Source organism: Janthinobacterium sp. SUN120, from assembly GCF_030397735.1.
In the GTDB taxonomy this organism is placed as follows: domain Bacteria; phylum Pseudomonadota; class Gammaproteobacteria; order Burkholderiales; family Burkholderiaceae_D; genus Janthinobacterium; species Janthinobacterium kumbetense.
This window is the reverse complement of record NZ_JAPUBW010000003.1, coordinates 471,370-494,948: the sequence shown is the minus strand read 5'-3', so window position 1 is coordinate 494,948 and position 23,579 is coordinate 471,370. Positions and strand designations below refer to the sequence as shown.

Below are 23,579 nucleotides of genomic sequence, written 5' to 3'. Positions count from 1 at the left end.
GCTCAGTCCTTTAGGGGGGTGTTATTCAACTGCTGCTTCATGTGCGACAGCAGGTCGATCAATCGGGTTTTGTCATCCGGCGTCACGCCGTGCAGCAGTTCGGCGATCCAGCCTTCGTGCACGCGCGCCATTTCGTCGAACGCGCGCCGGCCCGCCGGCGTCAGCTTGACGCTGTACGAGCGGCGGTCCTTCGGGTCAACCACGCGCGCCACCAGTTTTTCCTGCTCCAGCTGGTCGGTGATGCCCGTGATATTGCCGCCCGTGACCATCATGCGCTTGGACAGTTCGCCCATGCGTAAACCTTCGGGAAAGCGTTCCAGCTGCGCCATCAAGTCGAAGCGGGGCAAGGTGATGCCGAAGGTAGCGCGCAGGCGCGTGCGCACCTCGTTTTCGATCTTGACCGTGCACGAGAGCATGCGCAGCCACAGCTTGAGTGACTGGTGGTGGTCCTGCGTCAACCGGCTGGCCAGATCCAGCACGGGTTCGTCCTGCACATTGTCGGGTTCTTTATCCATGGTCTTCATTCCGTTACATGACTTCACCGCCGGCGACGGCGATCGATTGTCCATTCATGGCGGCCGACGCGGGCAGGCATAGCCACGCCACCGCATCGGCCACTTCGCGCGGCTGCACCAGCCGCTGCTGCGGATTGCTGGCCGCCAGTTCCGCGCGCGCCGCATCTTCGCCGCGCCCCGTCTTGCGCACGATGTTCTGTACGGCCTGGGCCATCATGTCCGTTTCCGTGTAGCCGGGGCAGACGGCGTTGACGGTGACGCCGCGCGGCGCCACTTCCAGCGCCAGCGCGCGCGTCAGGCCGATCACGCCATGCTTGGCGGCGACATAGGCGCTGACGTAGCGGTAGCCTTTCAAGCCCGCCGTCGACGCCACGTTGACGATGCGCCCCCAGCCCGCTTCCAGCATGGCCGGCATGGCCGCCTGGCAGCAGTGGAACACGCCCGTCAGGTTCACGGCCAGCATCTGCTGCCAGATGGCGGCGTCCGTCTTGCCGAAGGGCGCCGCATGCGCCTGGCCCGCGTTGTTGATCAATATATCGATGCGGCCGAAATGCGCGGCGGCCTGCGCGAAGCCCGCCTGCACGGACGCTTCCACGGCCACATCGAGCACGCAGATGGCCACCCTGCCCGCATGGCCCTCTTCTTCCAGCTGCATGCGCGCCCGCGCCAACCGCGCGCCGTCGCGCCCGGCCAGGGTGACGCGGGCGCCCGCGTCCAGCAAGGCGCCCGCGCAGGCCAGGCCGATGCCGCTGCCGGCGCCGGTCACCAGCGCGTGCCTGTCGATTATCGCTTGCGTCTTCATGTCATCCTTCCAGCAGCCGCGCGGCTACCTGTTGCGGGGTGAGACCCGGATTGGCGGCCGCCAGTTGGCGCTCGCGCTGCAGATTGCGTTCCAGCTGCTGCTGGCCCGGCCGGTACTGTTTCGGCCAGACAGCTCCGGCGCCGCTGTAGCCGATGCGCGCCGTCTCCATCAGGGTCCAGGCGGGGTTGGCCAGGTGCGGCCGGCCCACGGCGCACAGGTCGGCGCGCCCGGCGGCGATGATGCTGTTGGCGTGGTCGGCTTCAAAAATCGAGCCGACAGCCATGCTGGCGATGCCCGCCTCGTTGCGCACGCGGTCGGCGAATGGTGCCTGGAACATGCGCCCGTACACGGGCTGTTCGAGCTTGCTGACCTGACCCGAGGAGCAGTCGATCAGGTCGGCGCCCGCCTGCTTGAACAGGTGCGCGATGACGACGGCGTCGTCGGGCGTGATGCCGCCTTCGACCCAGTCGTGGGCCGAGATGCGCACGCTCATGGGCTTATCCTGCGGCCAGGCTGCGCGCATGGCGCGAAATACGCGCAGCGGATAGCGGCAGCGGTTTTCCAGGCTGCCGCCATAGTCGTCCGTGCGGCGGTTGGTCAGCGGCGAGATAAAACTCGACAGCAGATAGCCGTGCGCGCAATGCAGCTCCAGCCAGTCGAAACCGGCGACGGCCGCCGCCAGGGTGGCGCGCACGAAATCCTGCTCGATGCGCGCCAGGTCGCTTTCCGTGGCCGCACGCGCCACCTGCGACACGCCAGCCAGGTATTGCTGCTCCGAGGCCGAGATCAGCGGCCAGTTACCCTCTTTCAAGGGCAGGTCGATGCCATCCCACATGGGCCGCGTCGAGCCTTTCGCCCCCGCGTGGCCCAGCTGCAGGGCGATCTTCGCATCGCTGTTGGCATGCACGACATCGACGATGCGGCGCCAGGCGTGCGTGTGCGCTTCGCTGTACATGCCCGGGCAGGCGGGCGTAATGCGCGCATCGGCCGACACGCACGTCATCTCGGCAAACACGAGCCCCGCGCCGCCCATGGCGCGCGCGCCCAGGTGCATCAGATGGTAGTCGCCCGCCACGCCATCGACGGCGCTGTATTGCGCCATCGGCGAGACGGCGATGCGGTTTTTCAGCAGCACGCTGCGCAAGCGGAAGGGCGTGAGCATGGGCGGCAAGGCCTCGTCCCGCATCGCCACGCCGGCCTGCTCGCCCGCGCGCCGCGCCAGCCATCGCTCGTAATCGGCCACGTAGGCAGGGTCGCGCAGGCGCAGGTTTTCATGCGAGATGCGCTGGCTGCGCGTGAGCATGGAATAGGCGAACTGCGGCGCTTCCATGGCGCTGTAGCGTTCAACGTTTTCAAACCACTCCATGGAATTGCGCGCCGCGCTCTGGATTTTCAGCACCTCGATGGCGCGCAGCTGCTGGTAGGCGGCCAGCGAAGCATCCGTACCGGCAGCGGCGTCGGCATGCTGGCCGAAACAGCGCGCCAGTTCGATCGCGTCTTCCAGCGCCAGCTTGGTGCCCGAGCCGATGGAGTAATGCGCCGTGTGGGCCGCGTCGCCCATCAGCACGACGGGCACGCCATCCTGGCGGTGCACCCATTGGCGGCAGACGATGCGGGGGAAGGTGATCCACTGCGCCGAGCCGCGCAGGTGCGGCGAGTTGCTCAGTAAGCCGTGGCCATCGAGTTCCTCGGCGAACAGGGCTTCGCAAAAGGCGATGCCCTCTTCCTGGCTCATGGCATCGAGGCCCGCCGCGCGCCACACGTGTTCGGGCGTTTCGATGATGAAGGTCGAGGTGTCGCCGTCATACTGGTAGATATGCGCCTGGAACCAGCCGTGCGGCGTCTGGCGGAAGGCAAACGTGAACGCCTCGAATTTCTTGCGCGTGCCCAGCCAGACGAAGCGGCAATGGCGCTGGTCGATCTCGGGCTGGTAGCTGGCCGCATAGCGCGTGCGGATGCGGCTGTTCAAGCCGTCGCTGGCGATCACCAGGTCGGCGCCGTACTGGCGCGCGATGGCCTGGTCGTCCTGCACTTCCGTCTCGAACACCAGCTGCACGCCGAGTTCCTCGCAGCGCGCCTGCAGGATGTTGAGCAGGCGCTTGCGGCCGATGCCGCAAAAGCCATGGCCGCCAGAGCGCACGGTCTCGCCCTTGAAGTGGATTTCGATATCGTCCCAGTGGTTGAACGCCTGCAGGATGGCGCGCGCCGTCGGCTCGTCCGCGTTGGCCAGGTTGCCCAGGGTCTGGTCGGAAAACACGACGCCCCAGCCAAACGTGTCATACGGGCGGTTGCGCTCGATGACAGTGATGCGGTGCGCGGGGTCCTGCTTTTTCATGAGCAGGCTGAAATACAGGCCGGCGGGGCCGCCGCCGATGCAGACAATATTCATGGGGTATCCGTGCGAAGTTTGAAGCGCTGCAGCTTGCCCGTTTCCGTGCGCGGCAGGGAAGGCAGGAAATGGATGGCGCGCGGGTATTTATACGGGGCGATCTGCTGGCGCACGAAGTCCTGCAGTTCGGCCGCAAGCAGGTCGCTGGCCTGGCAGCCCTCCTTGAGCACCACGTGCGCCTCGACGATCTGGCCACGCTCGGCATCGGCGCGCCCGACCACGCCGCATTCGGCCACGGCCGGGTGCCGCAGCAGCGCCTCTTCCACTTCCGGGCCGGCGATGTTGTAGCCGGCCGAGACGATCATGTCGTCGCTGCGCGAGCGGTAATAGAAATAGCCGTCGGCATCCATCTCGAAGGTGTCGCCCGTCAGGTTCCAGCCATTTTGCACATACTCGCGCTGGCGCGGGTCGGACAGGTAGCGGCAGCCGGTGGGGCCTTTCACGGCCAGGCGGCCCGTCACGCCGGGCGGCTGCGGCACCCCTGCGTCATCGACGATGCATGCCTGGTAGCCGGGAATGGCCTTGCCGATGGCGCCGCGGCGGATGCCCTCGCCCGTGGCGGAAATGAAGATGTGCAGCATCTCGGTGGCGCCGATGCCGTCCGTCATGGCCAGGCCCGTCGCCGCCTGCCAGGCGTCGCGCGTGGCCAGCGGCAGCGCTTCGCCGGCCGAGACGGACAGGCGCAGGCTGCGCAAGTCGTGGCTGGCCGCCAGGAGCGCCATCTGGCGGTAAAAAGTGGGCGCCGTGAAGCAGATGGTGGCACCGTACGCCTCGATGGCGCGCAGCAAGGCGTCGGGCGTGAGTTTTTCCAGCAGCACGGCGCATGCGCCAAAGCGCAGGGGGAACAGCAGCAAGCCACCGAGGCCGAAGGTGAACGCCAGCGGCGGCGTGCCGATGAAGATATCCTCAGCGCGCACCTGCAGCATGGAGCGGGGAAAGCAGTCGCAGATGGCCAGCAGGTCGCGGTGCATGTGCATGGTGCCTTTGGGGACGCCCGTCGTGCCCGAGGTAAAGCTGATCAGGCAGACGTCGTCGGCCGCCGTATCGCATGCGGCAATGGGCGCATCGTGGGCCGCCATGCGCTGTTCCAGTTCGGCGCCGTCGGCGCCAAAGCACAGCATGGGCGGCAGGGACGCTAGCGCGTCAAGTTCCGCGCGCAAGCCTTGTGCGCACAGCACGGCGTTCACTTCCGCCTTGGCCAGGATGGTGGACAGTTCACGCGCGCGCAGCAGCGGCATGGTGGGCACGGCGATGCAGCCGGCTTTCAGCACGGCCAGCAGGCAGGCGGCCATCATGGGCGTATTCGCGCCGCGCAGCAGCACGCGGTTGCCGGGGATCAGGCGCAGGTCGCTGCGCAGCACGTGGGCGATGCGGTCGACCTGCCGCGCCAGCTGCGCGTACGTCCAGCGCTGGCCGTCGGCAAGGATAGCGGTGCGCCCGCCGCCGCCATTGGCCACGGCGGCATCGAGCAGCGCGGCGACGCAATTGAGGCGCGCCGGATACTGCAGTTCGGGCAAGTCCAGGCACAGCTGCGGCCAGAGTGCGCGCGGCGGCAAATGCGTGCGCGCAAAGTCGTCCTGGGGAGATGCGGTGGTAGGCGAAGGGTCGCTGCTCATGCTCATCCTGGCTGGTAGCGGGCGCGTGCACAAGGCCCGGAAGCAGATACTTTAAACCTAAAGTATTTTCCCGGCAAGCAAAAAACAGCAGATTCAGTCGATCCCGTCCTGTTGCCGCAGCAGGCGCGCCTGCTGCGCCACGCTGCGCGCCAGCGCGGCCAGCGCCGTCTGCATCTGGTCGCCATCGAGCACCGAGGCCTGCAGCAGGGTCATCATCCCGGCTTCCGCGCCATGCAACCCCAGGGTGCGGCAACCGAGGTGCAGCCGTTCGAGCTGCTGGCGCGCCTGGGCCGGTTCGCCGCGCGCCAGCAAGGCGTCGACCTGTTCGCTGGCGGCGACTATCTGTCCCTGGAAGCCCGTCAGATACGCCAGCAGGCGTTCGCTGTCGATGCCCAGCCGCTGCAAGGTGTCGCGCGGCGCCTCGGCCGGCAAGGCCGAGACGTCGAAGCAGGCGTCGATATGCTGGCGCACCTGCTCCGGCTGGAAAGGCTTGACGATGTAGCCGGCGGCGCCGGCCTGCACGGCGTCGCGCACCGTATCCTGGTCATTGGCCGAGGACACGAGCACCAGCGGCATGGCATCAAGCGCGCTGTCGGAGCGGATTTTCTGCAGCAGCTCCATGCCGGACAGGCGCGGCATGCGCAAGTCGCAGAAGCACAGCGACGGGCGCAAGCCGCCTTCGAGCTGTTCCCACGCCGCCGCGCCATCTTCGGCTTCCACGATATCGTGCACGCCACAGCTGTCGATCAAATGCATCAATACCATGCGCGACACGACATCATCGTCAACCACCAGTACTTTCATTGCTTTCTCCATTGGCGGCAGCGTCTCGGTGCCTGGCCGTATTCTACCCAGTTTCGCCGCGCGCTCCATGGCCGGCATTGCCTATTTTACATTTCCTTGCCCGAAACGGCTATTTGCGCCAACAGTGCGCGCAATTGCGGCAAATGCAGGGCCACCTGCGTCCAGCGCCCGCCGTCCGCCGCTTCTTCCATTTCCGTGCACAGCATGTGCAGCTGCGTTTCATCGAGGTAGGCGGCGCTGCCCTTCAAACCGTGCAGCAGGCGCCCGGCGTTATCCTTGTCCTGCGCCGCCAGGGCGTCGTCGAGTTCACGCAAACGCCCTTCCAGGTCGGCGACGAAGGCGACGCGGATGCGCCGTTGCAGTTCGCCGCTGCGAATGGACTGGGAAGGCGCCGCGACGGGAACTGCCGGCGCGATGCCGAACAGGGCGTCGAGTTCGGCCTGTCCCCGCGCCGCGCCGCGCGGCGCGTTCGACGGCATGCGCGGCAACATGAAACCGCGCTGCAGCTGGCGCTCGATGGCGCGCGCCAGCAAGCCATGCAGCACCGCCTCGTCGACGGGTTTGCTGAGGAAATCATCCATGCCGACGCCAAGATAGCGGCTGCGGTCTTCTTCGCTGGCGTTCGCCGTCAGGGCCACGATCATCAATTCCTGGTCGCGCACGGGCTGGTCCGGCCAGCCGCCCACGCGGATCAGGCGCGTCGCCGTGGCGCCGTCCATCTCCGGCATGCGCCCGTCCATCAGGATCAGGTCATAGCGCGTATGCACGCAGGCCGCCACCGCCAGCACGCCGTTGGCGACCACGTCGACCCGGTGCCCCAGCTCTTCGAGCATGACGCGGATGATGATCTGGTTGGTGGGGAAGTCTTCCGCGCACAGCACGCGCAACTGGTGGCTGTGCGGCGCCAGCGCCACCTGCGGCACCAGCGGCGGCGCCACGCCATCGGCCAGCGGCAAGGTGAAGGCAAAGGTACTGCCCTGCCCCGGCGTGCTGGCCACCTCGATCTGGCCATCCATCAGTTCGACCAGCTGGCGGCAGATCGCCAGGCCCAGTCCCGTGCCGCCGTAGCGCCGCGTGGTGCTGGCGTCGGCCTGCTCGAATTTCTGGAACAGGCGCGCCATGGCATCGGCATCGATGCCGATGCCGCTGTCGCTGACGGTAAAGCGGATCAGGTTGACCTTGCGTCCGCCGCTGCCGCTGGCCACGCCGGCCCGCTCGACGCTCACGCTGACGCCGCCGCGCTGGGTGAACTTGAACGCATTGCCGACCAGGTTGACCAGCACCTGGCGCAAGCGGGTCGGGTCGCCCACCACGAAGGGCGGCAGGTCGGGCGCAAAATCGATGGCGAAACCGATGCTGCGCGCGGCCGCCTGCTCCTCGAACAGGGTGACGACCGTCTCGATCGCCGCGCCAAGCGCGAAGTCGATGTTTTCGATACTCAGCTTGCCCGCCTCGATCTTGGAAAAATCGAGCAAGTCATTGATGATCACCAGCAGCGACTGGGCGTTGGCCTGGCCGCGCAGGATCTGCTCCCGCGTGGCGTCGTGCAGCTGCTCGTCGCGCAGGGCAAAGCCCAGCATGCCGATCACGCCAGCCAGGGGCGTGCGCATCTCGTGGCTCATGTTGGCCAGGAATTCCGACTTCTGGCGCGTCGCGTCCTCGGCCTTGCGCTTGGCCTGGCGCAGACTTTCCTCGTTTTTCGTCAGGCTGCTGTTGACTTGCGCCAGCTTTTCCGACTGCGCCAGCACTTCGATTTCCTTGCTCTGCAACTCGGCCGTGCGTTCGCTGACCTGCTTTTCCAGTTCATTCTGCTGATGCCGCAGCGCGCGCACGCGCTGGCGGTACGCGCCATAGATGGCGCCCAGCAGCAGCGCCGCCATCAGGGTGCGGAACCACCAGGTTTTCCAGAACGGCGGCAGGATCGTGATGGCCAGGGTGGCGCCGCTCTCGTTCCACACGCCATCCTTGTTGGCCGCCTTGACGCGAAACACGTAGTTGCCGGCATCGAGGTTGGTATAGGTGGCAAAGCGCCGCCCCGCATCCGTCATGACCCAGTCCTGATCGAAGCCTTCGAGCCGGTAGGCGAACATATTGCGCTGGGGCGCGGCGAAATGCAGGGCCGCGAATTCCAGCGAAAAGACGCTTTCGCGGCTGGTCAGCACCAGGTTGCGCGTGTGGTCGATCGCCGCCTTGAGCACGTGCGCGAACTCGCCGCGGCCGATGGCCACCGGCTTGTTGAATATCTGCAGCTCCGTGATGGCCACCAGCGGCGGCACGCGGTTGTCGTGGATATCCTCCGGCACAAACGCCGTCATGCCGTTGAAGCCGCCGAAATACATGGTGCCATCGGCCGCGCGCAGGGCCGCGCCATCGAAGTACGAGCCTTCCACCGTACCATCGGCGCTGTCGTAATTGCGGAACAGGCCGCTGCGCATGTCGAGCCGCGTGATGCCGCTGTTCGTGCTCAGCCACAGCTGCTCGTTGTCGTCGCCGAGGATGCTGGCGACGGCGTCGTCGGCCATGCCATCCTTGCGCACGAAGCGGCGGAAGCGGATCTCGCCCTTGGCGTCGACGTCCATGCGGTTCAAGCCATTGGCCGTGCCCACCCACAGCACGCCGCGCTTGTCTTCGTGCAGGAAATGCACTTCATCGTGGCTCAGGCTATGCGGGTTTTGCGGATCGTGGCGGAAATGGCGGAAGTGGCCGCTGGCGCGGTCCAGCAAGTCCAGGCCGTGGAAGGAACCTATCCACAAGCGCCCCTTGCCGTCTTCCAGCACGGGCCGCACCATGTTGTCGGACAGGCTGTTCGGGTTGGCCGGGTCGTGGCGGTAGGTGGTAAAGCGGCGGCTGACGGGGTCGAAACGGTGCACGCCGCCCCGCGTGGAGACCCACAGCATGCCGCTGCGGTCGCTCACGATATTGCGGATCGTGTCGCTGTTCGGGTCGCCGGCGGCAAAGCGCATGGTAAAAAAACGCCCGAGGGCCGGATCGAAGCGGTGCAAGCCCGTCGAGCCGCCCACCCACAGCACTCCGTCCGGCGCCTTGTACAGGGTGGTGACCTGCTCGTCGCGCGACATGCCAGGCGAGCTGCGCAGGTCGAACAGCCGCGAGCTACCGTCGCGCGTGTCGTACAGTTTCAGGCCGCCCTTGGTAGCCAGCCACAGCTTGCCATCGCCGGCATCGGCCACGGCGCGCACCTTCTTGTCCGCCAGCGCGCCCACGTCGCCGGGCGCGCGCGCCATGCGCGAAAAGCCGCCACTGCCCAGGTCGACCCGGCTCACGCCGCTGTACCAGGAGCCGACCCAGAAGGTACCGGCGCGGTCGCGGTACAAGGACGACAGCTGGTTGTCGGCGACGCTGAATTTGTCGCCCGTCTGGTGCCGGTATTGCAGGAAGGTGTCGCTCGCGGGCAGCCAGCGGAACAGGCCATCGGCATTGCTGCCCAGCCAGACGGTGGCGTCGACATCCTGGTACAGGCTGGCTACGCGGATGGCGGAAAAGCCATGCTTCTCGCCGAAGCGCACGCGCGCCTGCGGTGGCTGGCCGGCGCCGCCCAGGCGCCAGCGCTCGGCGCCCGCCATGGTGCCGATCCACAGGTTCTGCTGGCGGTCGATCAGCAGCGACTGGATCACGTTGTATTTCGAGCCAGGCTCCGTATCGACGGCAAAATGCTCGAAGCGCTCGCTGCCCGGCGCCAGCATGTCCAGGCCCGTTACCGTGCCGATCCACAGGCGCTGTTGCGCGTCCAGCGCCAGCGCCTTGATTTCATTATCGCCCAGGCTGTGCGGGTTGCCCTCTTCATGGTGCCAGGTGCGGAAGGTGCCCGTGGCCGGGTCGAAATGCTGCAAGCCGTCCGAGGTGGCGATCCAGAAGCCGCGCGCGCCATCGTCGAGGATGGCGTGGATATGCCGGTTGCCGTTGCCGCGCTTGCTCTTTTCAGCCGGGACATAATGGATGAAGGTCTGGCTGGCGGCGTCGAAGCGGTCCAGGCCATTGTCGGTGCCGACCCACAGCTGGCCCTGGCTATCGACATGCAGCTCGCCCACCCAATTGTCGGCCAGGCTGGTCTTGTCGCCCTCGATATTCTTGTAGACGACCATGCGGTAGCCATCGTAGCGGCTCAGGCCAGACTGGCTGCCGAACCACATATAGCCCTGCCGGTCCTGGGCGATGGCCAGCACCGACTCCTGCGCCAGGCCCTGGTCGACGCTGAGCTGGTCGAAACGCAGGGTGGGCGCAGGCGCCGCCGCGGCCGGGACGCCCAGCAGCAAAATTAACAGTAAAGCAACATCGCAAACACGTCGAAATACCAGCACAATCGTCCTGTCAAAAAAAACGCGAAAAAAACCCGCACACCGCTCCAGGGGCCGTCTCAGGAACCAAAGAACGCCAGGACATCATCCTTGCGGGCTTGCGTATCGCGCTGTCCAAGACGGATCAGCTCGTTAGTATACGTCGATTCGAACAATAAATACGATGCCAGCGCCGCGCCGCGCGCTTCGGCCGCGCCGATACCCGACAACATGGTGCGGATGGGACGGGGCAAACTGCCGATATGCCGGCTGGCGATGGCGTCGAGCCGCTCGGACGGCGCGATGACCAGCAATTCCACGGGCCGCAAGGCCGTCTTGCCCAGCAATTCGGGCGGCAGCATCGACAGGGTCAGGTTGATGCGGTTCAGGCGCTCGATGTCGACGGCCAGGCCGTCGAGGAAGATCGACGACAGCGCGTGGCCGGCAATCTGCGCCAGGCTCGGGTAGCGTGCCGCTTCGGACGCGGCGGGCGCCGGTTCCGTCATGCGCCCCGCCCCCACCACCAGCACCTTGTTCGCGCCCAGGTGGATCGCCGGCGAGATCGGCGCCAGCTGGCGCATGGAACCGTCACCGCAATACTCGCGCTGGCCGCCCACGTACAGGGGCACGGCGGGAAAGATGAAGGGGATGGCGGCCGAGGCGAGCAAGTGTTCCACGCCGATCTGGTCCGGCAGGGCCAGGCGCTGCGTGCGCACCCAGGGCGCGATATCCTCGGCCGTCTGGTAAAACGTCATGTGGCGGCTGCCCGAATACGACGATGCCGTCACGGCCAGCGCATGCAGCAGGCCGTCGGCCAGGGCTGCGTCCAGGCGCGGCAGGTCGAGCATGCGGTGCAGCAGGCTGACCAGCGGTGTATTGTCGAGCAGGGAGCTGGGCGGCGACGCGTGCCACTGGCGCAGCAGCCAGCCGAACGACAGCAACGACAGCCAGCGCGCGCCCGAGCGGATCACGCCCAGCGAATCGGCCCGGTAGACTTGCTCGACTTCGATGTGCTGCCACACGTCGAGCAGCTTTTGCACGCCTTCGCCGAAGTTGTCGGCACGGCAGGCCAGCGCCGTGGCGTTGATGGCGCCGGCTGAGGTGCCGCAGATGATGTCGAACGGGTTGCGCGCCGGCGCCCAGCCCGCTTCCCACAAAATCGCCGAAATCGCCTGCAGCACGCCCACCTGGTAGGCGGCACGGGCGCCTCCTCCCGTGAGTATCAAGCCTGTTTTATTTTGCATTCCCATGCCGGCAGATTAGCAGGGTCTTGATACTTTGTGGAAAAGTTTCAATCTCCCTTGACCATGCCTTCACGACGCGGATCGGCGCCGCCAAACCAGAAGTCCTTGCCATGCGCATTCAGCCGCATGATGCCCTGCAGGCCGGAATTCTGTTCGATCACGCGCACCTCGTGGCCCATCGCCTGCAGCGCCTCGACCTGCGCGACAGGCGCGCGGCCCTTTTCCAGCTCCGTCGGGCCATTGCGGCTGCCGAAGTTCGGCAGGCTGATCGCTTGCTGCACGTTCAAGCCCCAGTCCATGGTGCCGACCAGCACCTTGGCGACATAGTTGATGATGGACGAGCCGCCGGGCGAACCCGTCGCCAGCACCAGCTTGTGCGTGCCCTTCTCGAACACGAGGGTGGGCGACATGGCGCTGCGCGGACGCTTGCCCGCTTCGACCCGGTTGGCGATGGGGCCGTCCGCATCGCGCGAATCGAACGAGAAATCCGTCAGCTGGTTATTCAGCAAAAAGCCGTCGACCATCTGGCGCGAACCGAACGCGTCTTCCACGCTGGTGGTCATCGACAGGCCGCCCCCAAAAGCGTCCACCGCCACCAGGTGCGAGGTCGACGGGCGCTGCAAGGCGTTGTCCATGCCCCACGCCACCTGCATGCCCGGCGGCGTGCCAGGCATGGCCTTGCCCATGGATTTCTCGCCGATCAGCGAGGCGCGCTGCGCCAGATAGGTTTTATCCAGCATCGAGGCGACGCCATTGCCCGGCAGCGGCACGAAGTCCGTGTCGGCCACGTAGCGGTTGCGGTCCGCGTAGGCCAGGCGCCCCGCTTCCGAGAACAGGTGGATCGCCCGCGCATCGAGCACACCGTCGACGGGCGCATATGGGCGGATATCCTTCACTTCCAGCATGCCCAGCATCTGCGCGATGGCGATGCCGCCCGACGATGGCGGCGGCATGCCGCACACGGTCCAGGCCTTGTAGTCGCTGCAGACGGGTTCGCGCACCTTGGCGCGGTAGTCGGCGATGTCCTGCGCCGTCAGCTTGCCCGGATTGGTCGGATGCGCCGCCACCTTGGCGGCGATGTCGCGCGCGATGCGGCCGTTGTAAAACGCGTCGGCGCCGCCACGGGCGATCTCGCGCAGGGTGCGCGCCAGCTGCGGGTTTTTCAGCACGTGGCCGACGGGCCAGGCCTTGCCGTCCGGATCATAGAAATACGCGGCGGCGACCGGGTCGCGCTTCAGGGCCTGGTCCCAGTTCAGCAGGCCGTTGAGGCGCTGGCTGACGGGAAAGCCGCCGTGCGCCAGCTTGATGGCGGGGCCGAACAGGGTCGCCCACGGCAGCTTGCCGTGTTCCTTGTGCGCCAGTTCCAGCATACGCAGCACGCCCGGCGCGCCCACGGAACGCCCGCCCACCACGCCCGTGGCGCGCGAGACGGGACTGCCGTCGGCATTCTGGAACAGGTGTTCATCGGCGCTAGCAGGCGCCGTTTCGCGCCCGTCGAACGCTTGCACGCCCTTGGCCGTGGAGTACAGCAAAAAGGCGCCGCCGCCGATGCCCGATGATTGCGGCTCGACCAGCGTGAGCACCAGCTGCGTGGCGATGGCCGCGTCGATGGCGCTGCCGCCCTTTTTCAGCATCTGGTAGCCGGCATCGGCGGCCAGCGGATTGGCGGCGGCAACCATGAATTTCTGTGCCGCCCAACCCGATTTTTCCGCATACGCGGTGGCGATTTCCGGTGCCTTTTGCGGCACTTCGGCAAATGCGGGACTGGCAGCGAGGGCTCCCAGCAAGGTCAGGCTCAGCGCCAGCGGCTTCAATATGATCATGGATTCTCCGATAAAAAAAGGGCGCACAGCCAGGCAAGGCTGTACGCCCCATACGGGGGTATCCTACATCAAATGCCCGTCAAGGCACTGCCCCTTACTTGGGCTGCATGCGGATGGCGCCGTCCAGGCGGATGGTCTCGCCATTGAGCATAACGTTTTCCACGATGGCTTTCACCAGTTGCGCGTATTCGCCAGGCTTGCCCAGGCGCGAAGGGAACGGCACCATCTTGCCCAGCGCGTCCTGCACTTCGGCCGGCATGCCCAGCAACATCGGCGTTTCGAAAATGCCGGGCGCCACCGTCATGACGCGAATGCCGTTGCGCGACAGGTCGCGCGCCATCGGCAGGGTCAGGCCCACCACGGCCGCCTTCGACGACGCATACGCGGCCTGGCCGATCTGGCCATCGTAGGCCGCCACGGACGCCGTGTTGATGATGATGCCGCGCTCGCCTTCGGCCGTCGCATCCTGTTTCGCCATGGCGTCGGCCGCCAGGCGGCACATATTGAAGGTGCCCACCAGGTTGATGTTGACGACCTTCTGGAACAGGGCCAGCGGATGCGGGCCATCCTTGCCCACGGTTTTCACGGCAGGCGCCACGCCGGCGCAGTTGACCAGGCCGCGCAAGGTGCCAAGCTTCGTGGCTGCCGCCACCACGGCCAGGCCGTCCTCTTCCGACGTCACGTCGCACTGGACGAACACGCCACCGAGTTCAGCGGCCAGCGCCTGGCCCGCTTCCGTCTGCACGTCGGCCAGCACGACCTTGCCGCCGGCCGCCGTCAGCATGCGCGCCGTGGCGGCGCCCAAGCCCGATGCGCCGCCCGTGATGATGAATACATTGTCCTGAATCTGCATGAAATCTCCTGAGTGATAAGGGCCGTGTTCCCGGCGCCTGATGGTTGATACATGATGCCATCATTACGTTTACGTAAACGTAATGTCGGCGACAATTGTAGCCATTTTTATGGTCACCGAGCGAAAACTTGCAGCGCTGGCGAATGAGAAAGTTAAAAACACTGCATGAAAGCGCCATTGCGGTGACAGATGCGCCCGTTGGCATCGAGCGTGGCGTTGCCCGCGCCGTTGTAGCGCGCGCCTGCCGCATCGCGGCAACCGCCTGAATCGCATGAGCCGATGGGCTGCGGCGCGCGCGGCATCGACACGGCGGGGCTGGGCGGCAGGGGCGCGATGGGCACGACCGGTGACGCAGGCTGCGCCGGCATGCGGCCGATCACCTGTGCCACGGAACGGCGCGGCTGCACGGGCGGCGCCGGGCGGCACGGCTCCACCGCCAGCTTGCCGCTGTCGCGCGGGTCGAGCTGGCACACGGGCAAAGGCTCAGTCAAGGACTCAGCAGGCGCCGCCTGCTCCTGCGCCCGGGCATGGCCGCCAGCGAGCAGCATGGAGCACGCCAGTGCCGATATCATTTTTGCCAGCCTCTTCATGCCGCCTCCCAAGCATCCATCGCAACTTTCATTATTGGCACACGCCGCGCCAGATGCCAGCGCGGGTAACAATTTGTCACGCTTGTACCTGCCATGCGCACAGCGTAACGGTGTTTTATTTCCTTTCAGCACTTTCCTTCTTGCCAGTATGGCATTACAATAAGAACGATTCTTATTCTCATTCGCAGGATGGGAGCGCATTTTTTACTCTTTTCATTCATTCATACCCGAGCCACCCGGAAGGCAGCCAGGAAATAACAACATCCGGAAAGTTCACCATGACCAAGCGTAGTCCCGCCTTCGCAGCCCCCGTTTCCACTCCCGCCCGCTCCATGCATTCCGCCGCCCTGCTCCTGCCCTGCCTGCTCTCGCTGGCCGTCAGCAACGCCTGGGCCGAAGGCAATGCGGCCGCCGATCCCACCATGAACACGGTAGTCGTCACGGCGTCCGGCACGGCCATCGACATCAAGGATGCGCCGGCCAGCATCAGCGTCATCACGCGCGAGGAAATCGAGCGCCAGCCCGTGTATGACTTGAATACCTTGCTGCGCCGTATCCCCGGCGTGACGGGCGGCACCGGCCCCGAAGGCGAAGCGTCGAAGATCAAGCTGCGCGGTTTGCCCGACAAATACACCCTGATCCTGGTCGACGGCAAGCGCGTGGGCAGCTCGAGCGACACGGCTTACCGTCCCGACCTGGGCCGCCAGGACTTGAACTGGATCTCGCCCGACATGATTGAGCGCATCGAAGTGGTGCGCGGACCCATGTCGTCGCTGTACGGTTCGGACGCCATGGGCGGAGTGATCAACATCATCACGCGCAAGGTGCCGGGCAAGTGGAACGGTTCGGCCACGGCCAACTACACGCAACCGCAGGAAAGCGACCGCGGCACGGCGCACCAGCTGGGCGTCAACCTGGCCGGCCCCCTGTCGGACACGGTGGGCATGCGCCTGGGCGTGAGCCAGACGCGCCAGAATCCCGATGAAAAATTCGACAAAGCGGGCGGCATCGGCGGCGAACGCAACCAGACTGTCTCGGGCCAGCTGACCTGGGCGCTGGGCAAGAAACAGAACCTGTCGCTGGACGCCAGCTATGGCAGGCAGGAAGCCAGCGGTTCGAGCACACGCGATGCGGACGGCGAGTCGCTGGTTCCCAGCTGGGGCGCCAACAAGCTGATACGCAAGAGCGTCAGCCTCGGCTACGAAGGCCGCTGGGACTTCGGCAAGACCACGGTCAACCTGTATCACAACGATTTCGACAACCAATTCGTCGGCACGGTGGCCAAATCCAAGGACAGCACGCTCGATGCCAGCCTGGAAAAACGGGTCGGCTGGGGCGGCATCGAGCAAATGCTGGTGATGGGCGGCCAGTGGAAGCACCAGGAACTGACGAACACGAACACCATCGGCACCGTGCCCACCGATTACCTGGGCAATACCGTGAGCGGCGCGACCCTGTCCGGCACCACCTCGGCCCTGTTTGCGGAAGATCAATTGTTCCTGCGCGAGGACTTGACGGCCACGGCCGGCTTGCGCCTCGATCACCACAGCAAGTTCGGCAACCACTACAGCCCGCGCCTGTACCTGGTGTACCACCCTGCCCCCGCCTGGACCATCAAGGGCGGCATCTCGCAAGGCTTCCGCGCCCCCAGCCTGAAGGAAAACTCGCCGGCGGCAGCGACCAACTCGGCCGGACGCGGTTGCGGCAGCCTCAAGCCGCTGGGCTACATCAAGGGCGACTGCTACATGGCCGGCAATGCGGACTTGAAGCCGGAAACGAGCACGGCCGGCGAGATCGGCGTGGCGTGGGAACAGAATGGCTGGGATGTGGGCTTGACCTACTTCCACACGGATTTCAAGAACAAGATCGACTATGCGCCGCTGGGCTTTTACCAGCAGCGCTGGTGGACCAAGATGACGAATATCCAGAAAGCGCGCACCAGCGGCCTGGAAGCGACGGCCACCATCCCGCTGACGAAAAACCTGAACTGGCGTAACAACGTCACCTACATGGCGGAAGCGAAAAACCTGACCACGGGCGCCAACCTGCTGTCGACGCCGAAGCTGTCGTGGTACTCGGCGCTGGGCTGGCAAGTCAACGACCAGCTGTTCGGCGAAGTCTCGGCCCAGTACACGGGCAAGGAACTCGACGCCGGCAAGCTGGCCGACAAGGCCTACACCATCGTCGACACCGTCGTGTCGTACAAGGTCACGCCGCAATGGACCGTGCGTGGCGGCGTGCAAAACCTGTTCAAGAAGGGTCCGATGGCCGATGGACTGGTCGACTATTACGTGCCGGGACGGCGCATGTTTGTCGGCCTGACGTCGCGCTTCTAAACACGCCTGTCAAAACCTGCTGCGCGTCGCGGGTTGCGGTCTGCGATGCTCACTGTACCTCCGTACAGTTGCGCGTCTCAACCGCATCCCCCTTCCGCTCGCTACGCTTGTGCCAGGCGTTGTAGCAACCTAGTACCGGGGCGGCGGCGTATCGGGCGGCGGCGTGGCGGCATTCGCCGGCACGCTGCCCAGCATCCGCCCGGCCGCGGGCACCTTGTGGCCGCTCGCATACATGCATTTCTGATAATAATCATCGTAGCTGCGCTGCATGCCATGCGAGGAACTGTCGGCCGCGCCCGTGCCGGCCAGCTGCGCCTGCGCGTAGCCACGGCAACTGCCGTCATCGACGCGGAATTGCTCGGGGCTCTTGCCCGTGCCGGGCAAGGCCGTGGCCGACGGCCCTTCCGGCATCACCGTGCAGGCGGCCAGCAGCAGGGGCGCCAGCAGGCCGGCACGCCCCATCAACGCTTTCGTGTTCATCTTCGCCTCCCCGTCAGCGCACGCTGGTCGGCAGCACGGCACGCCATGCCGTACTGCAATTTTTCACATAGGGATAATAGCCCTGCGGTCTCGCGCAGTAGTACCACATCTGCACCGTCGGCTCGCCGCCCTGCTCGATGTATACGGGCGGCGGCTGCACGATCAGGGTGCGCCCATATGGATAGGGATAGCCATACCACGGGTCGCCATACCAGCCCGGCCCGTAGCCATACCACCAGGGCGATCCCACCCAGACGCCCACGTGCGAACGACCATGGAAGTGGCCGTGGCCGCCGTGAAAGCCGCCATGCCGGCCCGGCGCCGCCTGGGCCACTCCCGCCGTGACCGCCAATACCAAGAGCGCCGCCAGCGCGCCGCCCTTCCTGCTGATGCTGTCCATGACATCCTCCCGCCTTCATGCCCAACTGTGACGCTCATTCCATTATTGACAGAGAGCCAGCACAAGCAAAGGCGCCGTAACAATTGCTCACCTTTGATACGCCGAGGATATGGACGGCAGGAAAGTTTCATTTGCGCAAAATACAAACAGCCCCGCGGCGCTGGCCACGGGGCTGCCGGGATGGCGCAGTTTATTGCGCGGGCAGGCTTTGCACGGGTGTCGCCGGCGCCAGGATGGGCGGCGCGGGCGCGTGGATGGGCGCCGGCGCCTTGACGGCCAGCCAGCCCGTGGCCGGCAGCAGCGGCACCAGCAGCAGGGCCACGATATTGATGATCTTGATCAAGGGGTTCACTGCTGGACCGGCCGTATCCTTGTACGGGTCGCCCACCGTGTCGCCCGTGACGGCTGCCTTGTGCGCGTCCGAACCCTTGCCGCCGAAATGGCCATCCTCGATGTATTTCTTCGCATTGTCCCAGGCGCCGCCGCCCGTGGTCATGGAAATGGCCACGAACAGGCCCGTGACGATCGTCCCCATCAGCAAGCCACCGAGCGCCGCAGGCCCCAGCAACATGCCCACGACGATGGGCACCACCACGGGCAGCAGGGACGGCACGATCATTTCGCGGATGGCCGACGCCGTCAGCATGTCCACGGCCTTGTCGTATTCAGGCCGCGCCGTGCCTTCCATGATGCCCTTGATGTCGCGGAACTGGCGCCGCACCTCCACCACCACGGCGCCGGCCGCGCGGCCCACGGCTTCCATCGCCATGGCGCCGAACAGATACGGTATCAAGCCGCCGATGAACAGGCCGACGATGACCATGGGGTTCGACAAATCGAAGGTGATGTGCTGGCCCACGGATTCGAGTGCATGCGTGTAGTCGGCGAACAGCACCAGCGCGGCCAGCCCGGCCGAGCCGATGGCGTAGCCCTTGGTGACGGCCTTGGTCGTGTTGCCGACGGCATCCAAAGGATCGGTGATGGCGCGCACGGAGTCGGGCAAGCCCGACATTTCCGCGATGCCGCCCGCGTTATCCGTGATGGGGCCATACGCGTCAAGGGCGACGATGATGCCCGCCATCGACAGCATGGATGTCGCCGCGATGGCGATGCCGTACAGGCCCGCCAATTGATACGAAACGAGGATGGCGACGCAGACGGCCAGCACCGGATACGCCGTGGACTTCATCGACACGCCCAGGCCGGCGATGATATTCGTGCCGTGGCCCGTCGTCGACGCTTCGGCGATGTGGCGCACGGGCTTGAAATCCGTGCCCGTGTAGTACTCGGTGATGTACACCATCAGGCCCGTGAGGACGATGCCGACGACGGTGGCGCCCAGCATCTTGTAGCGCATGGCGTCGTCGGGCCACAGCAGCCACGTCACCACGGCAAAACCGACCAGCGACAGGCCGGCCGCCCACCACAATCCCGTGTACAGGGCCGACATGATCTTCTTGCCGGGGGCCGTCTTCACCATCGAGCAGCCGACGATGGAAGCGAGGATGGAGACGGCGCCCAGCAGCAGCGGGTAGATGATGGCCGTGCTGCTGGCCTCTGCCATCAGCAGTGCGCCCAGCAGCATGGTGGCGATCAGGGTCACGACATAGGTTTCGAACAGGTCGGCCGCCATGCCGGCGCAGTCGCCCACGTTGTCGCCCACGTTGTCGGCGATGACGGCGGGGTTGCGCGGATCGTCCTCGGGGATGCCCGCCTCCACCTTGCCCACCAGGTCCGCGCCCACGTCGGCGCCCTTGGTAAAGATGCCGCCGCCGAGCCGCGCGAAGATGGAAATGAGCGAGGCGCCGAAGGCCAGGCCGATCAGGGGCTTGATCAGGTCATGCTGCGTGAGGCCGGGCGCGCCCGTCGTCGCCAGCAGCCAGTAGAACAGGGTCACGCCCAGCAGGCCCAGTCCCACCACCAGCATGCCGGTGATCGCCCCGCCCTTGAAGGCCACGTTCAGCGCCTGGTTAATACCCAGGGTGGCCGCCTGCGCCGTGCGCACATTGGCCCGCACGGAGACATTCATGCCGATGAAGCCGCAGGCGCCCGACAGCACGGCGCCGATCAAGAAGCCCAGCGCCGTGTGCAGGCCAAGCAGCGCATAGATGGCGATCAATAACACCACGCCGACGATGGCGATGGTGCGGTACTGGCGCGCCAGGTAGGCGGCCGCGCCCTGCTGGATGGCCAGGGCGATTTCCTGCATGCGCGCGTTGCCGGGATCCTGCCTCAGGATCCAGCTGCGCGATACCAAACCGTAAATGACTGCGACCACGCCGCAGGCTACCGCAAACCACAAGCTTGCTGCCATATCGTCCCCTTCTGTTTTTATCCGACGTCATTGCCAACAGCTGCAGACCGCACCGGGTAGGCACGCGCAGCCAGGAAAACACGACCTGCAAAAAACCTGAACCACGAAAACGATGTGGCACCGCTGTTGAAAAGCGGGCACAAAAAAAGCGGACACTCAGGTCCGCTTTTCATAAACTGCTTATTCCGCCAGGGCGGCAAATGCGCTGTCGCGGATTTGCTCGACCGGACCGACGCCGGCGATGCGGCGGTATTTCGGTGCGCCTGGCAGGCCGGACTTGGCCCAGTCATTGTAGTAGCCCAACAAGACCTTGGTCTGGTTGTGGTACACGTCCAGGCGCTTCTTGACCGTTTCCGCCTTGTCGTCGTCGCGCTGGATCAGCGGTTCGCCGGTGATGTCATCGACGCCGTCGACCTTGGGCGGGTTGAATTTGACGTGATACACGCGGCCCGAACCCGGGTGGCTGCGGCGGCCGTCCATGCGCTCGATGATCGAAGCGTCAGGCACGTCGATTTCCAGCACGTAGTCGACATTGATGCCGGCGTCTTTCATGGCGTCCGCTTGCGCGATGGTGCGCGGGAAGCCGTCAAACAGGTAGCCATTGGCGCAATCGGCTTCCTGCAGGCGATTCTTGACCAGGCCGATCATGATGTCGTCCGACACGAGGCCGCCCGCATCCATGACTTTTTTCGCGGCCAGGCCCAGTTCGGAGCCTTCCTTGATCGCCGCGCGCAGCATGTCGCCCGTGGAGATTTGTGGAATGTTGTATTTTTCTTTGATGAAATTAGCTTGGGTGCCCTTGCCGGCACCGGGTGCTCCTAAAAGTATCAGACGCATTGAAAAGTTCCTAAAAAACAGATTTTGGATGGTGGTATGTGTAATTTTTTTTAGATGGTGTTGCTAAGGCTATCTTTCCCTACGAAACTTACCACAAAAAATCCCCGGAACGCCAGTTTGCTATCGAATTGCTATGCCCTGATTGATCAAAGCCAGCAATTCGCGCGGCGCACGTTTCAAAATGTGGTTTTTACTGCAGGCGCACAAAATTATATTTGCACGCCTGCCGTTTTGCGGGTAGCGCTTACAGGGCGCCGTAGTGGGCTTGCACCCTGGCAAGATCTTCCGGCGTATCGACACCGGCGGCCGGGGCGCTATCGGTCACGTGGACGGCGATGGCAACACCGTGCCACAGCACGCGCAACTGCTCCAGCGCCTCGATGGCTTCCAGCGGCGAGGCGGACAATTGCGGATATTCTTGCAAAAACGCATTGCTGTACGCATACAGGCCGATATGCCGCAGGGGCACGTAGCCTGCCGGCAAGCTGTCTTTCGACTGCGCGAAGCCGTCGCGGTGCCAAGGGATGGTGGCGCGCGAGAAATACAAGGCGCGGCCGTTCTTGTCCAGCACAACCTTCACCACGTTCGGATTGAACGCGTCGGCCACATCATGCAGCGGATGGGCGCAGGTAGCCATGGGGACGGCGGCGCTGATCTGCGCCGCGCAGGCGGCCAGCAGGGCCGGATCGATCAACGGTTCGTCGCCCTGCAGGTTGACGACGACAGCGTCCGGCGGCAGCCCGAGCGTGCGCGCCACTTCGGCGATGCGGTCAGTGCCCGACGGATGGTCGCTGCGCGTCATGCACACTTCCACGCCATGCACGGCGCAGGCTGCGCGGATGCTGTCATGGTCGGTGGCGACGATGACGCGCGCGGCGCCCGAGAGCAGCGCCTGCTCGGCCACGCGCACCACCATGGGTTTGCCGCCCAGGTCGGCCAGCGGCTTGCCCGGCAGGCGCGTCGAGGCCAGGCGGGCCGGGATGATGACGATGAACGCCATCGTTATTCCACTGCGTCTTGCAGGGTGCGCGCTTCGTCCGCCCACATGATGGGGATGCCATCGCGGATAGGATAGGCCAGACGGTCGGCGCGGCAAATCAGTTCCTGCGCCTTCTTATCGTGTTCAAGCGGACCCTTGCAAACAGGGCAGACCAGGATATCAAGCAGTCGAGCGTCCACGACATTTCTCCACAATTTGTTGGGCCAGCGCGCTATCGATGCGCGCACTGACGGGGACGACCCACAGTCTCGGGTCATCTTTGAGATGTTCAATTTGCGCACATTTTACTGCATCCTTCTCGGTGATCAAGATCACATCCGTGTCGAGGGCGGCAAATGGCTGGTCGAGGAAGTCGTGATGGTCGGGCAGGGGCAGTTCCGTGAAGTCCAGTCCGGCCCCGCGCAGCATGGCAAAGAAGCGCCCGGGATTGCCGATGCCGGCCGCCGCCACGATGCGCTGGCCGCTGGCCGCCAGGTCGGCAAGGGCCATGCTTTCGCCACGGTTCAGCAGGCGCTCGGCCACGCCGCCGGCCAGCCGCATCTGCACCACCAGCCCGCCTTGCGGCGCGACCTGGTCCACCAGTGCCGGCGCCAGCTCGGGCGCATTAATCACCGTCACGTCGCGCTGGCGGCGCGGCGATTCGCGCAGCGGTCCAGCCGGCAGCAGCCAGCCATTGCCGGCGCCGCGGCCGTCGAACAGCACGATTTCCACGTCGCGCTGCAAGGCGTAATGCTGCAAGCCGTCGTCCGTCACCAGCACGTCGACGTCCGGATGCGCGGCCAGCAGCGCCCTGCCCGCTTGCGCGCGGTCGCGCCCCACCACCACGGGGCAGCCGCCGCGCTGGAAGATCAGCAGCGGCTCGTCGCCCACCTGTTGCGGCGTGGAGGCGGCGCTGACGGCGCGCGGCAAGCGGTCGGCGCTGCCATGGCCGCGCGAAATGACGCCCGGGCGCATGCCCGCGTCGCGCAAGGCTTGCACCAGCCAGATCGTCAGCGGCGTCTTGCCCGTGCCGCCGATGAAAATATTGCCGACGACGACGACGGGCACGGGCAGGCGCGCCGATGTCAGGATGTTGGCCCGGTACAGGCCGCGCCTGACGCTGCTCAAGGCGCCGAACAGCAGCGACACGGGCCATAGCGCGCACGCCAGCGGCCCGCGCGTCAGCCAGACGCGGGGGAGAGTGGATTCAAGCTTGAGGGGTGAGGAAGTGGGCATGCGGTGAAGGGTAAAGGGCTGGGGTCCGACCCGACGGGTCAGTCCCCAATTTTGTTGCCGGTAACGGTC

The 23,579-nt window shown here is 65.5% G+C and carries 18 protein-coding genes; 1 reads left to right on the top strand and 17 read right to left on the bottom strand.

Annotated features, from left to right (window positions below):
* Positions 1-2: 2 nt before the first annotated feature.
* The 10 genes from O0879_RS20115 to O0879_RS20070 form a co-directional block, all read right to left on the bottom strand.
* Positions 3-515, bottom strand: a complete 513-nt coding sequence (locus O0879_RS20115; protein ID WP_289913501.1) for a MarR family transcriptional regulator — start codon at positions 513-515, stop codon at positions 3-5.
* Between the two features lie 13 nt (positions 516-528).
* Positions 529-1,317: an SDR family NAD(P)-dependent oxidoreductase gene (locus O0879_RS20110; protein ID WP_289918367.1), complete on the bottom strand. Its 789-nt coding sequence runs from the start codon at positions 1,315-1,317 to the stop codon at positions 529-531.
* Between the two features lies 1 nt (position 1,318).
* On the bottom strand, positions 1,319-3,706 hold the full coding sequence (locus O0879_RS20105) for a bifunctional salicylyl-CoA 5-hydroxylase/oxidoreductase (protein ID WP_289918364.1): 2,388 nt from the start codon (positions 3,704-3,706) through the stop codon (positions 1,319-1,321).
* Complete coding sequence (locus tag O0879_RS20100) at positions 3,703-5,322, bottom strand: AMP-binding protein (RefSeq protein ID WP_289918363.1); 1,620 nt, start codon at positions 5,320-5,322, stop codon at positions 3,703-3,705. The genes O0879_RS20105 and O0879_RS20100 overlap by 4 nt, the downstream gene beginning before the upstream one ends.
* Positions 5,323-5,415: 93 nt before the next feature.
* Positions 5,416-6,126, bottom strand: coding sequence for a response regulator (locus tag O0879_RS20095; RefSeq protein WP_289918361.1), 711 nt, complete (start codon positions 6,124-6,126; stop codon positions 5,416-5,418).
* An 86-nt stretch (positions 6,127-6,212) separates the two neighbouring features.
* Positions 6,213-10,397 carry a two-component regulator propeller domain-containing protein gene (locus O0879_RS20090; RefSeq protein ID WP_289918359.1) on the bottom strand — a complete coding sequence of 1,395 codons (4,185 nt, stop codon included), beginning with the start codon at positions 10,395-10,397 and terminating at the stop codon, positions 6,213-6,215.
* A 101-nt stretch (positions 10,398-10,498) separates the two neighbouring features.
* Positions 10,499-11,668 (bottom strand): patatin-like phospholipase family protein, encoded by a 1,170-nt coding sequence (locus tag O0879_RS20085; protein WP_034751717.1) that lies wholly within the window; start codon positions 11,666-11,668, stop codon positions 10,499-10,501.
* Positions 11,669-11,709: 41 nt separating this feature from the next.
* On the bottom strand, positions 11,710-13,485 hold the full coding sequence (gene ggt, locus O0879_RS20080) for a gamma-glutamyltransferase (RefSeq protein WP_289918358.1): 1,776 nt from the start codon (positions 13,483-13,485) through the stop codon (positions 11,710-11,712).
* Positions 13,486-13,579: 94 nt separating this feature from the next.
* On the bottom strand, positions 13,580-14,338 hold the full coding sequence (locus tag O0879_RS20075) for a 3-hydroxyacyl-CoA dehydrogenase (protein WP_099665094.1): 759 nt from the start codon (positions 14,336-14,338) through the stop codon (positions 13,580-13,582).
* Positions 14,339-14,490: 152 nt separating this feature from the next.
* A complete protein-coding gene (locus tag O0879_RS20070; RefSeq protein ID WP_289918356.1) occupies positions 14,491-14,886 on the bottom strand; it encodes a hypothetical protein in 396 nt (131 codons plus the stop codon).
* Between the two features lie 320 nt (positions 14,887-15,206).
* Between O0879_RS20070 and O0879_RS20065 the strand changes: the two genes are divergently transcribed.
* Entirely contained in the window at positions 15,207-17,264 is a 2,058-nt protein-coding gene (locus tag O0879_RS20065; RefSeq protein WP_289918354.1) for a TonB-dependent receptor, read from the top strand.
* Between the two features lie 129 nt (positions 17,265-17,393).
* Here O0879_RS20065 and O0879_RS20060 read toward each other — a convergent pair whose 3' ends face one another.
* From O0879_RS20060 to lpxK, 7 genes are all read right to left on the bottom strand, one after another.
* Positions 17,394-17,744, bottom strand: a complete 351-nt coding sequence (locus O0879_RS20060; RefSeq protein WP_289918352.1) for a glycine zipper family protein — start codon at positions 17,742-17,744, stop codon at positions 17,394-17,396.
* A 13-nt stretch (positions 17,745-17,757) separates the two neighbouring features.
* The gene (locus O0879_RS20055) at positions 17,758-18,144 is read right to left on the bottom strand and encodes a hypothetical protein (RefSeq protein WP_289900019.1); all 387 of its coding nucleotides are present in this window, start codon (positions 18,142-18,144) and stop codon (positions 17,758-17,760) included.
* A gap of 190 nt (positions 18,145-18,334) precedes the next feature.
* Entirely contained in the window at positions 18,335-20,458 is a 2,124-nt protein-coding gene (locus O0879_RS20050; protein WP_289918351.1) for a sodium-translocating pyrophosphatase, read from the bottom strand.
* A gap of 180 nt (positions 20,459-20,638) precedes the next feature.
* Complete coding sequence (gene adk / locus O0879_RS20045; RefSeq protein WP_077400901.1) at positions 20,639-21,295, bottom strand: adenylate kinase; 657 nt, start codon at positions 21,293-21,295, stop codon at positions 20,639-20,641.
* Between the two features lie 244 nt (positions 21,296-21,539).
* Entirely contained in the window at positions 21,540-22,295 is a 756-nt protein-coding gene (kdsB, locus tag O0879_RS20040) for a 3-deoxy-manno-octulosonate cytidylyltransferase (RefSeq protein WP_289918349.1), read from the bottom strand.
* 2 nt (positions 22,296-22,297) lie between these two features.
* Complete coding sequence (locus O0879_RS20035; protein WP_010395789.1) at positions 22,298-22,474, bottom strand: Trm112 family protein; 177 nt, start codon at positions 22,472-22,474, stop codon at positions 22,298-22,300.
* Positions 22,455-23,510: a tetraacyldisaccharide 4'-kinase gene (lpxK, locus tag O0879_RS20030; RefSeq protein WP_289918348.1), complete on the bottom strand. Its 1,056-nt coding sequence runs from the start codon at positions 23,508-23,510 to the stop codon at positions 22,455-22,457. Before lpxK ends, O0879_RS20035 begins: the two co-directional genes overlap by 20 nt.
* Positions 23,511-23,579: the final 69 nt, after the last annotated feature.

Excerpts from the sequence above, each read along its gene's own strand:
- O0879_RS20105 (WP_289918364.1), bottom strand. The coding sequence starts at position 3,706 with ATGAATATTGTCTGCATCGGCGGCGGCCCCGCCGGCCTGTATTTCAGC.
- O0879_RS20070 (WP_289918356.1), bottom strand. The coding sequence starts at position 14,886 with ATGCTGCTCGCTGGCGGCCATGCCCGGGCGCAGGAGCAGGCGGCGCCT.
- ggt (WP_289918358.1), bottom strand. The coding sequence starts at position 13,485 with ATGATCATATTGAAGCCGCTGGCGCTGAGCCTGACCTTGCTGGGAGCC.
- O0879_RS20110 (WP_289918367.1), bottom strand. The coding sequence starts at position 1,317 with ATGAAGACGCAAGCGATAATCGACAGGCACGCGCTGGTGACCGGCGCC.
- O0879_RS20060 (WP_289918352.1), bottom strand. The coding sequence starts at position 17,744 with ATGAACACGAAAGCGTTGATGGGGCGTGCCGGCCTGCTGGCGCCCCTG.
- O0879_RS20055 (WP_289900019.1), bottom strand. The coding sequence starts at position 18,144 with ATGGACAGCATCAGCAGGAAGGGCGGCGCGCTGGCGGCGCTCTTGGTA.
- O0879_RS20085 (WP_034751717.1), bottom strand. The coding sequence starts at position 11,668 with ATGGGAATGCAAAATAAAACAGGCTTGATACTCACGGGAGGAGGCGCC.
- kdsB (WP_289918349.1), bottom strand. The coding sequence starts at position 22,295 with ATGGCGTTCATCGTCATCATCCCGGCCCGCCTGGCCTCGACGCGCCTG.
- lpxK (WP_289918348.1), bottom strand. The coding sequence starts at position 23,510 with ATGCCCACTTCCTCACCCCTCAAGCTTGAATCCACTCTCCCCCGCGTC.
- O0879_RS20095 (WP_289918361.1), bottom strand. The coding sequence starts at position 6,126 with ATGAAAGTACTGGTGGTTGACGATGATGTCGTGTCGCGCATGGTATTG.
- adk (WP_077400901.1), bottom strand. The coding sequence starts at position 21,295 with ATGCGTCTGATACTTTTAGGAGCACCCGGTGCCGGCAAGGGCACCCAA.
- O0879_RS20075 (WP_099665094.1), bottom strand. The coding sequence starts at position 14,338 with ATGCAGATTCAGGACAATGTATTCATCATCACGGGCGGCGCATCGGGC.
- O0879_RS20115 (WP_289913501.1), bottom strand. The coding sequence starts at position 515 with ATGGATAAAGAACCCGACAATGTGCAGGACGAACCCGTGCTGGATCTG.
- O0879_RS20100 (WP_289918363.1), bottom strand. The coding sequence starts at position 5,322 with ATGAGCAGCGACCCTTCGCCTACCACCGCATCTCCCCAGGACGACTTT.
- O0879_RS20050 (WP_289918351.1), bottom strand. The coding sequence starts at position 20,458 with ATGGCAGCAAGCTTGTGGTTTGCGGTAGCCTGCGGCGTGGTCGCAGTC.
- O0879_RS20065 (WP_289918354.1), top strand. The coding sequence starts at position 15,207 with ATGACCAAGCGTAGTCCCGCCTTCGCAGCCCCCGTTTCCACTCCCGCC.